At 54.2% G+C, this 13,287-nt stretch carries 12 protein-coding genes; 4 read left to right on the forward strand and 8 right to left on the reverse strand.

The features are described from left to right. Window positions 1–112: 112 nt before the first annotated feature. A complete protein-coding gene (locus AAFN83_RS16390) occupies window positions 113–1,078 on the forward strand; it encodes a glycoside hydrolase family 43 protein (RefSeq protein ID WP_347771264.1) in 966 nt (321 codons plus the stop codon). A gap of 71 nt (window positions 1,079–1,149) precedes the next feature. Here AAFN83_RS16390 and sigK read toward each other — a convergent pair whose 3' ends face one another. Continuing rightward, a complete protein-coding gene (gene sigK, locus AAFN83_RS16395; RefSeq protein ID WP_347771265.1) occupies window positions 1,150–1,851 on the reverse strand; it encodes an RNA polymerase sporulation sigma factor SigK in 702 nt (233 codons plus the stop codon). 369 nt (window positions 1,852–2,220) lie between these two features. Next, complete coding sequence (locus AAFN83_RS16400; protein ID WP_347771266.1) at window positions 2,221–2,664, reverse strand: hypothetical protein; 444 nt, start codon at window positions 2,662–2,664, stop codon at window positions 2,221–2,223. Between the two features lie 202 nt (window positions 2,665–2,866). Between AAFN83_RS16400 and AAFN83_RS16405 the strand changes: the two genes are divergently transcribed. Next, window positions 2,867–3,685, forward strand: a complete 819-nt coding sequence (locus AAFN83_RS16405; protein ID WP_347771267.1) for a hypothetical protein — start codon at window positions 2,867–2,869, stop codon at window positions 3,683–3,685. A 209-nt stretch (window positions 3,686–3,894) separates the two neighbouring features. Here AAFN83_RS16405 and AAFN83_RS16410 read toward each other — a convergent pair whose 3' ends face one another. Beyond that, window positions 3,895–4,623, reverse strand: coding sequence for an ATP-grasp domain-containing protein (locus tag AAFN83_RS16410; protein WP_347771269.1), 729 nt, complete (start codon window positions 4,621–4,623; stop codon window positions 3,895–3,897). A 132-nt stretch (window positions 4,624–4,755) separates the two neighbouring features. Here AAFN83_RS16410 and AAFN83_RS16415 point away from each other — a divergent pair, with 132 nt between their 5' ends. Next, window positions 4,756–4,893, forward strand: coding sequence for a hypothetical protein (locus AAFN83_RS16415; protein WP_347771271.1), 138 nt, complete (start codon window positions 4,756–4,758; stop codon window positions 4,891–4,893). On the opposite strand, the gene AAFN83_RS16420 is transcribed toward AAFN83_RS16415, so the two are convergent. Both AAFN83_RS16420 and AAFN83_RS16425 read right to left on the reverse strand, forming a co-directional pair. Continuing rightward, complete coding sequence (locus AAFN83_RS16420) at window positions 4,890–5,933, reverse strand: LacI family DNA-binding transcriptional regulator (protein WP_347771273.1); 1,044 nt, start codon at window positions 5,931–5,933, stop codon at window positions 4,890–4,892. The genes AAFN83_RS16415 and AAFN83_RS16420 overlap by 4 nt on opposite strands. Window positions 5,934–6,105: 172 nt before the next feature. Further along, complete coding sequence (locus AAFN83_RS16425; RefSeq protein ID WP_347771275.1) at window positions 6,106–7,329, reverse strand: glycoside hydrolase family 130 protein; 1,224 nt, start codon at window positions 7,327–7,329, stop codon at window positions 6,106–6,108. A 249-nt stretch (window positions 7,330–7,578) separates the two neighbouring features. Here AAFN83_RS16425 and AAFN83_RS16430 point away from each other — a divergent pair, with 249 nt between their 5' ends. Beyond that, entirely contained in the window at window positions 7,579–9,681 is a 2,103-nt protein-coding gene (locus AAFN83_RS16430) for a glycoside hydrolase family 36 protein (protein ID WP_347771277.1), read from the forward strand. Window positions 9,682–9,889: 208 nt separating this feature from the next. On the opposite strand, the gene AAFN83_RS16435 is transcribed toward AAFN83_RS16430, so the two are convergent. From AAFN83_RS16435 to AAFN83_RS16445, 3 genes are all read right to left on the reverse strand, one after another. Next, window positions 9,890–11,248 carry an MATE family efflux transporter gene (locus tag AAFN83_RS16435; RefSeq protein ID WP_347771279.1) on the reverse strand — a complete coding sequence of 453 codons (1,359 nt, stop codon included), beginning with the start codon at window positions 11,246–11,248 and terminating at the stop codon, window positions 9,890–9,892. Window positions 11,249–11,344: 96 nt separating this feature from the next. Continuing rightward, the gene (locus tag AAFN83_RS16440) at window positions 11,345–12,409 is read right to left on the reverse strand and encodes a HAMP domain-containing sensor histidine kinase (protein WP_347771281.1); all 1,065 of its coding nucleotides are present in this window, start codon (window positions 12,407–12,409) and stop codon (window positions 11,345–11,347) included. Then, window positions 12,406–13,128 carry a response regulator transcription factor gene (locus AAFN83_RS16445; RefSeq protein WP_347771283.1) on the reverse strand — a complete coding sequence of 241 codons (723 nt, stop codon included), beginning with the start codon at window positions 13,126–13,128 and terminating at the stop codon, window positions 12,406–12,408. Before AAFN83_RS16445 ends, AAFN83_RS16440 begins: the two co-directional genes overlap by 4 nt. Window positions 13,129–13,287: the final 159 nt, after the last annotated feature.

The following is a 13,287-nucleotide window of genomic DNA, read 5'->3' on the forward strand; positions in this document are numbered from 1 at the left end:
CAATTCTTCCGTATACGACTGGAACTTCTGTCCTTTTCTCGCCATAAAAATTGCACCCCCTAGATTTTCATCGGATTTTCCCAGGGGGTTTTTCCAATGTCTATTCTAAGGGGTGCACTTCAACAAGATCGAGGGTCGTTATTATCTGCTGGCGGCGGAAGGCGGAACGGAATACGGCCACATGGTTACGTATGCGCGGGGAGACTCTCCCTCCGGTCCGTTTGAGCCCTATGCCCACAATCCGGTGCTGACCAATCGCAATCTGGGCGGTTACCCGCTCCAAGGAATCGGCCACAGCGACCTGGTTCAGGATGATGCCGGGAATTGGTGGCTGTTCCACCTGGGCTTCCGCCAAAGCGGACAATGGCTTACCTATCACCACCTGGGCCGTGAAGTGCTTCTGGCTCCGGTTACCTTTGGCGAAGACGGCTGGTTTACGGCAGGGCATAACGGCACCACACTGTTGAGCTTTGAGACGGATCGCATTCCGAACGAGGTCGTTCAACAGGAGAAAAAGAGCTATACGTTCGAGAATACGGATTGGAAGCTGGATTGGTGCAGCCTGCGCCATCCCCATGAAGCGAATTATCAACTGGAGCAAGACAAAGCCACGTTGAAAGGCACTGAGGTAACGCTCGACGTTCCCGCATCGCCCACCTTCATTGGTATCCGTCAAAGAGATTTCGACGCGACCCTCTTCTGCGAGGTCAGCCTGGACAGCGGCGAAGCCGGGATCACGATCTATATGGATGAAAATCATCATTACGATCTGGCGATTCGCCAAGAGGAGACGGGCTACCGGGTTATCGAACGCCTCAATATCGGGGATATCAAATCGATTGAGCATGCGGTAGAGCTGGGAGAGGACCATCAGGCCACGCTGGTCATCAAGGCCAGTCCAGAACGGTACCACTTCCTGCTCCGGGCAAAAGGCGAAGACATCCCGCTGGGCTCGGCGCAAACCCGCTACCTCTCCTCGGAAGTAGCCGGAGGCTTTACCGGGGTGCTCTTCGGGCTGTACGCAACCGGCAAGGGCTCAACGGCCGAATTCTCCAAGTTCCGTTTGGATTATCATTGAGTTTCCTCTGTTCGATAGGAACAAGCAGCAAAAAGACGATCCTTCTGCTCTCGGGCAGAAGGATCGTCTTTTCACCGTTTCGCCTTGTAGAACTCATGATACAGCTTCATAAGCGCGCGCTTCTCGATGCGGGACACGTAGCTTCGGCTGATCCCCAGCTCCTTGGCGATCTCCCGCTGGGTGCGCTCCTCCCCGCCGGTGTCCAACCCGAAGCGTCCGCGAATGACCTCTTGCTCCCTGGGGTCGAGGATATCCAGATGTGCGTAGATTTTCGATTTCTCAATCTTCAGCTGCACCTTTTCCGCCACATCATCCGATTCACTTCCAAGAATGTCGATGAGGGTTATTTCGTTACCTTCCTTGTCGGTTCCTATCGGATCATGTAGAGAAACGTCTTTTCGTGACTTTTTCAGAGAGCGAAGATGCATTAGGATTTCATTTTCGATACAACGTGCCGCGAAAGTGGCCAGCTTGGTGCCTTTGTCGGGGGAAAAGGACTCAATCGCCTTAATCAGGCCGATCGTGCCGATCGAAATGAGATCCTCCAGGTCCTCCCCCGTGTTATCGAATTTCTTGACGATGTGGGCCACGAGGCGAAGATTATGCTCAATGAGAAGATTGCGCGAGATCGGATCACCTTGCTGCATTCGCTTCAGATGCTTCACTTCTTCCGGCTCTGAAAGCGGCTGCGGAAAAGCATTGTTTTTGACATAGGAAACGAGAAGCGACAGGTTTTTGATAAACAGCGCAATGGTTCCGAGCAGACCGGGCATGGACGACACCTCCCGCTTATGTACAATGAAACCGATCCGGTTGCCTCACGGGTTCACGGTCATTTCATTGTATGTAGGCAGGTGCCCGGAAGTGCCTGTACGCTCCTCAAAAGTCACAACTATTGACAGACCCTGCAAGGTCATTCCGTTACCAGAATACTCTCTGGCTCCTGCAAGATACGATGAAGGGTTTGAAGCTGTTTTTCATCTAAATCGGAGATTTGCTTCCCCTCAACATTCAATGCCCACCAAAGGGTTCCATTAATCGAACAACTCCCACAGGTTCTTGGAGAAACGACTTTGAATTCCCCCATTTGTGGCGGATAGTCCCATCCTTGATCATGACCTTGTTCGGGCGTTAGTCTTTCTTCAATCCCACAAACCTCGCAAATATGACGCAAGACCATTCTTATCCCCACCCCCATAAAAAGAATCATCCGCTACATACACATCCGATAGAAGGAAGGCTTCACCCGTTTCCGGGTCAACCATCGTGTCTTGTACCTTCTCATTTTCCTCGTTTACACGAAGTACATCCTCCTTATTCTTAAGGGCAATCAATTGTTTACGTATGTAGTTAGCAACATAGGGTTCATCGATATTCTCAAGTGATGTCTCTACGGGTAATTCCTCGATGTTTTCTTTTATTACCTTCATATCTAGATGAGCTAATCCCTGTTCCGCAATTAGATCGATCATCCCCTTATACGGAGTAAAAGATTCTTTCGTTGGCGGCCCGTTACGTTCTAGCAGGTCATCCACCATACGTTTGTGCGGGAAATCGAAGTAAGTTGCTTCCGTAAAAAATCCCATGGTTATTGTCCTCCTTGCTTTCAACGGATTTCTTGTAAGAAATGCTGCGACTCTGGTAATCTGCTAGTGAGCCATCTATCCTTGCCGATTGTTACGCTGATTATACGGACCAGCTGATTTTTTTATAATGAACAAATCGAATATAAGAGTCACTGAACTTGCTCTAGTTTTGTTCCTTGACACTTTCAAAGGAGCCGCTGACATGGTTAAAATCGAGATAACAAATACAAACCAGGCCGAAAAACTTATAGAAAGTCAAAAACGAACGTTTGGGGAATTGCTTTCCTGCAAGATGGAAGAAATGGCTATATCGCCGGAGAAACTCGCTGAAAAAGTATCGTGGAACAAACAGAATAAGGATGATATTGATCCCCGAAACATAAGCTACTACAAAAGAGGGCGTAAGCCGAAAAAGAAAGGACGTATAGAGGCCCTTGCGGAGGCGTTAGGCATCCCACACTACGAATTGCTTCCCGACCATGCATTGGCAAATGGTGAAGCGGATGAATTGCCCGATAGCGCCTATTATTGGATGGTGTGCATCGAAGAATTAAGAGAAAAGGTACGGAGTCTATCGGCGGAACAGGCAACCATGCTTTGCACGTCTTATCATGAACTGCTGTCGATTCCAGTAGAAGTCATTGACCTATCCGCTATGTATCGTCTTTTGGATGAAGAAAGCCAAGCACAATTTTTAACCTATCTGCGCGTGTTACAGGATGAACCCAACTCCATGTCTTTCACAAAATACGATGTGGTTTTTGACAGGCTCGAACGAATCAGCAATGGGCCAAACGATGGGATCATGGATTCATGGGACTTATTCCAACTGTTGAAATCGACGTTCCCCAATAAAGAGAATACCGAGGAAGCCGAAACCTTTTCCATGTATTTGCTCCTGCTCAATAAGGATTTACGCGATATAGCGAAAGGCTATTTGTCCTTAGACAGTGATCGTAAGCGGGAGATGATATTACGGATTGCCGACCAAATGCTAACCACACAATTTCATGTACAATGACAAAGAATCAGTTTTCATTATTGTAAAATACGGACTACGTGCAAGGGCAAGCATTTTATACCTTAATGCCGTTCCGAATCCAGAAGCAGAAAACCGGCCCTCACGGACCGGCTTATTCCCACATAGCTTACCTCACAAACCAACCACTCCACACAAACCATGCTCATTCCTGACATCGGTTCATGTTCAAACCGAACCGATCTCGCTCCTCAAAAGTCACATTCATCGGTCGTGGAAGTCAGCTCCGCCCATCGGGCCGCCAGCAGCTTCGCATACTCCAGAGAGCCCAGCCCATAATGCCCCAAGGCATACCCGTCATTGATTTCAATGAGCAGTGTTTCTCCTTGATCGGTTACGCCAATATCCAGCGCATACCCATTCGGGGCGGATGCGTATTGCTGGACGATATTTTCAACGACACGAACGTCGCAGTGCGCCTTCCAGCTTCCTCTGTACCGGCGAACATCCAGAATCGTTCCATAGCGGACGAAGCATCTCCACTCCGCGACAAAATTGACCACCTCGGAGCACCAGATCTCGGGATCTTCTCCGTAGGACCCGCATCCCGCCAAATCCTTCGTACTTCGAACAACCACTCCTGTAAACAGCTTATCTTCGACGGGCTTAATGAAAACATTCCATTTCTCGGGGTTATTGGCGATAGCGCTCAACCGGGACCTCCAAACCTTCCTTCCCAGAAAGGTCTCCAGCTCTTCCGGGTAATCCAGCTCAGGTACAGCAAGGTCGTGCTGCCGCAGGATCGCTCGAACGTCTTCCACATAGCCAATCACCGGGTCTTCCGGTCGATGATCTGACAATTCCGTCACATCCTGAAAAAACCGCAGCTCAAACCCCATCTGCTTAAATCCGTCATAAGCGGCATAAAAGTTATGATTTACTATTTCGTGATCAGGGCCCTTTTTTAGATAAACCTTCATATCCACTCACCTCCTGCACCGAATTTTGAGCTTCCGCATCCGTCAATCTGCCGAAAAAATGAGAATGGACCGCGGCCTGCTCACTCATACTAAAGGGAGAAATCCTAGAGAACCTTATGAGGAGGAAAAACCATGTCCAAGAAAAAGTCCTTGAAGCAAAGCATGCAATCGATGGAGGACCGATCGAATAATGCGGAAGGCACCAAGGATAATCCTGCGACCAACATCAACAACAAGAAATTTCATCAACCGAACCGACCGTCCGTTTAAGAGCGAAGCTTCTTCACGGAATCCCGTTCCATCAGCTCGGTAGCAAAAAGAATCTGTTCCGGGACACGCTCGGGCTGCTTCAGCCGTTCGAGAATGGCCTGGACGGCGCGGGCTCCCATCTGCTCCTTGGGAACGCGAACGGTGGTCAGTCTCGGATAGAGGATCGCCGATAGGGATAGATCGTCGAAGCCGATCAGCGAATATTCATCGGGACAGTGGATGCCAAGGCGGGTCATTTGATGAAGAAGTTCTACAGCGAGCATGTCGTTCGCGCAAAAGAACCCCGTTACCCCTGCCGAAACCGCCTGCTTCAGCTCCTCGGCAAAGGCGGAGCTCGTGTAGTTGCCTCGGCCGCTTACACCGGCACCCCGAACCCATTGCATACGGACGCCTTCATCGCCATTCCGGTTGTTGCGATCCCTGACGGCTTCTTCAAAGCCGCGGCCTCTTTCTTTGAAGCTCCATGCGGTCTCCATGTCTCCGACAAACGCGACGGAGGCATGGCCGCTGTCGAGCAAACGATTCACCGCTTCATAAGCGCCAAAGAAATTGTTGGCGAGAATATGATCATGCTTGCCGCTTCGTACATTCGAGTCAATCAGCACGAAGGGCACCTCCTTTGCTTCGAGCAGGCGGCCATATTCCTCCGGGATGTGGCCGAGCAGTAACGCGCCGTCCGCCTTCTGCTCGCGAATCGCCGACGGAAGCCCTTCCTCGGGGGTGAGCGAAAGGTTAATGCTGGACAGCAGCATGCTAAAGCCGTGGCTTGCCAGCTCTTTGTCGATTCCCCGGAGAATCCGTCCCCAGTACTCGATGTCGTCCAGGTACGCCTCCGGCACCAATACCGCAATATTGCCCGTTCGGCCATAAGCGGCCGATTTGCGCAGCTTGTCGAAGTTGTAGCCCAGCTCCTCGGCCGTCTTGCGGATCTCTTCTCGGGTTGTATTGCTCACCGCAGGGTCATGAGAGAGCGCCTTGGAGACGAGCGCTTTGGAGACCCCGAGCCGGTCGGCAATCATCTGCAGCGTTACTTTCTTCACTCGTTGTCCCCCGTTCTGTTTGGTTTCTTTCTATCATACGAAGGATTTCAACTTTCTTCAACTTTTATTGTCTAGGAATGAAAAGATGGCGCTTTTCCTGCCAAAAAAGAGCAGAGAGCGCCATCTTTCTATTCCTATATCAGTTCCAACTCACCGGGGCCGGTTGGTAAGCTTACAGGCGGTTCCCCTCCGCATCGTACCCGCGGACGTGGGCAACCAGCTCGTCAAAGGATACCCACGCGATGCCTACCTTTTGATCGGCAGCCCCATAGGACATAATAAGCTCGCCGTCCATCACAATCCCGCCCGTCGTAAACAGGCACGGAGTCGGATAATCCTGCGGCATCTCCCATTCCCGCTCGGCATACATGAGCCGGTCCGGACAGCGATGGATCGTCGCCGGAAACTCATTGTCCTGCTCCTTCACAATGAGGAACGACTGGGTATAGCCGAAGATAGCGTCCTTTTTGCCATGATAGGGCACAAGCCACTCCCCGTCTCCCAGCGAGAGTGGAGGCCAGCTGGCTCCCACTCGGTTCTCCTCCCAATCGAAGAGAGGAGCGGCAAGCAGCCGATGGACTGCCTTCGAGGAGGCGAAGTCCTCCAGCTTTTCCGCGGCAGCCAGGTAGATGGAAGGCTTGCCCGCCTGTTCACCGCCTTCAAATGGCTGGACGTTCATCGGCCGATGGAGCAAAACGTACTGCGGCTTGTTTTGGATTGTCATTTTGTGCGGGAACAGAAACACATCCCGGTTATCGCTCACGTGCCCTTCCGTCAACGGACCCACGTAGCCAAAGGCTTGCTCGTACTGACCTTGCTTCAACTTGTCCAAGTCGAGCTTGTAAAGGACGCTCACCGTGTCGTTCTCCCGAGCGGTTTTGATGAAGGGGTCCTCCTCTCCCCCCTCGAAAATCCAGTTGGGTACGTACTCGAAGCGGGTCTCCACCGGAGGAACCTGATCGCTCAGCCAGTAAGGGCCTGGGGAGAAGGGGCGGCAGGCTACGGTTACATAAAGCTCTCCCTCCACCTCAAAAATGCGGGGGTCTTCAATGCAGCCGTTGGCATAATTGCGAACCTTGCGGCCATAGATGTCCGTTGTGTACAGTTCCGATTCTTCATAGCCCAGCGCAGGCGCAAGAGCAGGACGGGTGAAATCTGCCTCCCACGTCAATCCTCGATCACGGCTGACGGCGTAGCCCAGAAAAATCGGATAAGGGTCATGACAGCCTTCGCGGCGCTTTTGCGGCCACGGACCCGTAGCCCGAAACAGCATGTGAATGTCGGTGGAAGCGGGATCCTGAATGATGGCGGGATTCAGGACCATCTTGTCGGCCCAGTCGCATCCCGGTACCGGTTCCAAAACCGGGTGGTCCAAATAGCGGAAGGTTGGTTTCATGGTGGTATCCTCCTTGGGTTCACGTGCTTGAAGTGAGCCCGTTCCATTAGTATGCCCTCACTCTAGCAGAATCCAAATGAAATTTCAACAAAATTATATTGTTAATTAAACTTCCGATTGAAAGCGTTGCAGCTTGTCCATTGACCCACCCTCTTGCATCGTTTACAGTGGGGGTAATGCTCGCCGAAAGGGTTGGATATTCGACACCCACGGGAGCACTCGATATTGGCTCAAGGAGTGGTACTTGCGATGAGCGTCAACACCCAGAAGATAACGATTCACGAAAACGGCATGTTTCTCGTCTTCTCCGTCGAAGCAGACGGAGACCTCCTGCTTCTCCATGCAGGCCCGCGCCCGTTGGAAGAAGAGGCCGTCAAACCGGATGCCCGCCCTGGCTTCCGAGCGCTGGAGCTGCAAGCAGCCGGCGAGGATCGGGCCGAGTATCATGGACAATTGCATCGGGCTTCGTACCCCGGCCTTCGAATGAAATATGCTGGTCATCAGGACACGCGCAATGAGCTTGGCCGGAAGGTCGAAATCGAGCTGCGTGACCCGGTTACCGGACTTCAAGCGATTCTTCATTATCAATTCTACGACGGCATCGCCATCTTCCGTTCGTGGACAGAGCTCGTAGGCGGCAAGGAGGAGCTCTCGATTGAATATGTAACCTCCTTTGCTCTGACCGGCCTGGCCAAGGAAGGCATCGGACGCCGTGATGACAAGATGGCCATCTCCTACCTATACAATGGATGGCAATCCGAACTGCAGTATCACACCTACTCGCTGCCTGAGCTCGGCATGTCCCAACTGACCAGCCGAAGCTCCCGCCGCATCGCCTTGTCCAGTGCCGGTTCCTGGGCGGCTGCCGAGTTCATCCCGATGGCTCTGCTTGAAAATCGCGAAGCCGGGACAAGCCTCTACTGGCAGATCGATCACAACGGCTCTTGGCAATGGGAGCTGTTCGATCAATTCGATCAGTTGGCGCTGCTCGTGAGCGGCCCCAACGAGCACGACCATCACTGGCTGAAGAAGCTCGCGCCGGGCGAACGCTTTGTTACGGTTCCGGTGGCTGTGGGGACCGTGCTGGGCGGCGTCGAGCAAGTGGCTGCCGAGCTCACCGCCTATCGCCGCCGGATTCGTCGTCCCAACGACGACAATCGCCAGCTGCAAGTGATCTTCAACGACTACATGAACTGCCTGTGGGGCAACCCGACGACCGAAAAGCTGCTCCCGCTCATCGATGCGGCAGCAGAAACCGGCTGTGAGTACTTCTGCATCGACGCCGGCTGGTATTCGGCAGGCGAATGGTGGGACGGCGTCGGGCAGTGGCTTCCTTCGGAGGAACGATTTCCGGAAGGCATCAAGTTCCTCATGGACCGCATTCGCTCCAAGGGGATGATTCCGGGGCTGTGGCTGGAGATCGAGGTCATGGGCATCAACAGCCCGAAGCTTCCCGAGACGGACGACAGCTGGTTCTTCATGCGCCACGGCAAGCGCGTCAAGGACCGCAGCCGCTACCAGCTCGACTTCCGCAACCCCGCCGTTGTGGCGCACGCGGATGAAGTGCTGCGCCGCCTCGTCGAAGATTATGGCGTGGGCTACATCAAGATGGACTACAACATCAACGCAGGGATCGGAACGGAGACCGACGCCGACAGCTTCGGGGACGGCCTCCTGGAGCATAACCGCGCGTATCTGGCTTGGCTCGACCGCTTGTTCGCCCGCTACCCGGAGCTCATCATTGAGAACTGCTCCAGCGGCGGAATGCGGATCGACTACGGCATGCTGAGCCGCCACAGCATCCAGTCCACGAGCGACCAGGACGACTACCTCAAGTATGCGCAGATCGCGGCTACCGCGCCGATCGCGCTCACCCCGGAGCAAGCGGCCGTCTGGTCCTATCCCCTCCGCGAGGGAGATGACGAGGAGGTCATCTTCAACATGGTGAACGCGCTTCTGCTTCGCGTTCACCAAAGCGGCCACTTGGCGGAGCTGAGCCCCCGCCGCAAGGAGCTGGTGAAAGAGGCGCTCGACTATTACAAGTCGATCCGCGGCCACATCCCCGAGGCGGTCCCCTTCTGGCCGCTCGGGCTGCCTGTTGCGGAATCTCCATGGATCAGCCTGGGGCTGAAGCACGGAGATTCCCGCTACCTCGCGCTCTGGCACGTATCCGGTGCCGAGCGCAACGTACACCTGCCGCTCCCCGAGCTCAGAGGAGCGGACCTCGACCTGCGAACCGGGTATCCGTCCGCCAAGCCGGTGGCTTGGACGTGGAACCGGACCGCAGGCGTGCTCACCGTCGAGCTGCCGGAGGCGAAGACGGCCCGGCTGCTCGAAATCCACCGCAAGTAGGCGGCGGAAGAGGCTAACTTGCGGACCTCATGGCGCATCCTCGATCGCGAGGATCGCGGGCTGAACGGCTTGCGAGTTAGCCCGTTGGGCCAGCGCCGCCTGGCCCTGTCCACCCTAACCAAACAGCGACCCCATTCGGCTGGAAGCCGAGTGAAGTCGCTGTTTTTCTTTTCCCTATTAACCACTCCGCGAAGAACAGTCCAGCCGATTAATGCGCCACAGGCGCGCTCTCCGGCTTGACCAGGGCATAATTCTCCCACTTCCGGCTGCGCCAGCGGAAGTACATGATGACCGCGCGCGTCCATTCGTCTGCGGCAATCGCCAGCCAGATCCCGGCGAGGCCGAGGTCTAATTGGAACACGAGGAAGTAGCCGAGCGGCAAGCTCAGGCCGACCATGGACAGGAGGCCCATCCAGACGGGGAAGGCAGCGTCGCCCGCCGCGCGCATCGAGTTGATGATGACCATGTTGATCGCGCGGCCTGTCTCCAGGAGGATGCTCAGGAGAATGACCTTCGCTCCCATTTCGATGACAACCGTATCCTGGGTGAAGAGCCGCATGAATGGCTCCCGGAGTAAGATCGCCACCGTAACCATCACCGCGGTTCCGACGAGCGCGATCTTCACACTGGCCCAAACCCGCACATAAGCGTCATCCTTCCGGCCAGCGCCTACATTCCGGCCGACGATGATGGACGTCCCCATCGCCACCGCCATGGCAAACAGGTAAATCAACTGCGACAGATTCGCCGCATACTGGCGAGCGGCCATCGCCTCCGCTCCGAGGAAGGTTACATAGAAGAGGAACGTCATTTGGCAAGCCTGGTAGATGATCTGCTCGAAGGCGGACGGCAGGCCAATCTTGACGATCTTGCCTACGCGATCACGCGTGTACTGCCAATAATCCGCAAACCGCGGCTTCCATTCCATCACCCGGTAGAACAGCCAGATGAAGACGAGAAGCGCGAGAAGACGGCTCACCACTGTGGAGATCGCGGCGCCTTCCACGCCGAGCTGCGGGAAGCCCCCGTTACCGAAGATCAGGAAGTAGTTCAAGACGACGTGAAACACGTTCATGCCGAAGGAGACAAACATCGCTTCCTTGGTATAGCCATGCACCCGAATGACCGCGGAAAAGGAGTTCAACACCGCTTGCAGGAAGATCGCGCTGCCCACAATGGCAAAATAGCTTTCCCCGTATTGCAGGATCTCTCCTTGCACATTCATCGCTTGAAGCATGTAGCTGTGAAAGAAGAAGAACACGACGCTAATCAAGAGACCGACCAGCAGGTTCATACTCACCGCGAGGGCAGAAATACGACCCGCTTCCTCCCGATTTCTCGAACCGAGGTATTGGGCGACGACGATCGAGGCACCGTTGCCAATGACCTCCAAAATTAAAATGGCGATGGACAAAAACTGGTTCGCCGCGCCTACGCCGGAAACCGCGTTGTCCGAAATCGCACTCAGCATGAACGTATCCGCCATGCCCAGCATCATGAAGAGAAGCAGCTCCAGGAAAATCGGCCATGTTAGCCGAAAGAGCTTGAATTCGTTTGTTGAAGCCACCCGGTTGATCCCACCTGTCGAATGATGTCGCTTAAAAGTTACGTAGAGCATCGTATCATGGAAAGCGCTTCTCATTCTAGTTCTATTTTTGTGCTCTTATTGCGTGTTCTTGGCTTCAAACCGGTCGAATACAAGCTCAAAGGCGGTCGTTTCCGTCGCATTGCGCAACCGCAGCTCTCCCCCGTGCAACTCGGCGATCTGTTTGACGATGGCAAGGCCAAGCCCCGAGCCGCCGTCTGCCCGGGCCGCATCTCCCCGGACAAAAGGCTCAAATAACGTTTCCTTCAGTTCATCTGCGATTCCAACACCGTCGTCCATTACCCAAATCGAGAGCCGCTTTTCCGCTTCTTGAAGCCGGACCGTCACCTGCGTTCCCGGGGGATTGTGCCGCAAGGCATTGGACAGCAGGTTGGACAACGCCCTTCGCATGAGCAGCGGATCGCAGTCCGCTTCCACCTCCTCGGAAGGAATGTCCACCTCCAGGTGAAACGCTTGCTCTTCAAAGGGCTCGTAGGATTCCGCTACGATCTCTCTCAGCAATTCTGCTGCATCTACCCGCTCTCGCACCAACCGATAGTCGGGCCGATCCAGCTTGGAGAGCTGGAAAATCTGGTCGATCAGCTCGGTAACCTGCCCCGTTTTGGCCGAAATCCGCTGCAGGTAGAGCTCCCGTTTGCCCTCGCTTTCGAACAGCCCAACTTCCAATGCCTTCGCATACCCCTGGATCGTCGTAATCGGCGTCTTCAGGTCATGGGCAAGATCCGCGAGCATCCTCCGCTTCCCTTCCTCCAGCCTGCGGTTGTCCTCCGTCGAACGTTCCAGCGATTCAGCCATTTCATTAAACCGCCTCTGAATGACTTCAAACTCATACTCCGCCGCCAAGTTCAACCGCTCCCGATAATCGCCTTCCCCCATCTTTTGGATTGCCGACGCCAACCGCTCCAAGGGTCCGGTAATCCGCCTGGCCGTCCACAGGCTGTACAGGAGGCTGCATCCCCCGATCAGCAGGAGGAACAGTACCAACTGGATCAGATTGACTTCGATCATCTGCTGCTCCAAATCAACCGTAAGCGCGAGGAAAACAAGCAGCACCGCACCCACAAAAACGGCGAAGAACAAGTACGATTTGAGCAGGGCAAAAAAGAGTCGGTTACCTTTCACCGAAGGTCCCCCTTCTTGGCGAACTTGTAGCCGAGCCCGCGCACCGTCTGAATGTACTCCGGATGACGAGAGGATGTCTCGATCTTCTCCCGCAGTCTGGAGATATGCACCATAACCGTATTCGCGTCCTCCAAATACGGATCAGACCACACCTGCTCAAACAGCTGCTTCTTCGTATAAACCCGTCCAGGAGATCGCATCAACATGGCAAGCAGCTTGTACTCCATCGCCGTTAAGGCAACCTCCTGCCCGTTCTTGTAGAGCACGCAATCCTGATGGTCGAGCCGGAGCCCGCCGATGACCGTATCCTCTTTTTGCCCTGATGGACGTAGGGATAATTGCTCTTCGTTGAATTCATAGCTTCGGCGGAGCATCGCTTGAATCCGCGCCACCGCTTCGAGCGGGTTAAAGGGCTTGGCGAGAAAATCATCCGCCCCAAGCCGAAGGCCCTGTATCTTGTCCTCATCCTGATTTTTGGCCGACAGCAGCAGAACGGGAAGCTTGTAGCGGGTCCGCAGCAGCTGCAGGACTTGAATGCCGTCCATCTCCGGCATCATGATATCCAGCACGACGAGGTCGATCGGTTCCTTTTGAATGCAAGCCCAAGCTTCTGCGCCGTTATAAGCCTCCACGACACGAAAGCCCTCCTTGAGCAAAAACAAGCTGAGCAGCTCCACAATCTCGCGGTTATCATCGACCACCAACACTGTTCTTTGCACAATCCGTCCCCCTGTTCCCTTTTCGAGCACTGGCATTCTAGCCTTTTGAACAAGTGTAGCATGACCGCCGAGCTTTCTCGCTTTCGTTAAGACAAATTTAAGAATCGAGACAGGGTGGTGAAAGAATGCTCCGTTATGCTGAATGAGGTAACTCGAAAA

The sequence above is a fragment of the Gorillibacterium sp. CAU 1737 genome (assembly GCF_039888655.1).
GTDB lineage: Bacteria > Bacillota > Bacilli > Paenibacillales > NBRC-103111 > Gorillibacterium.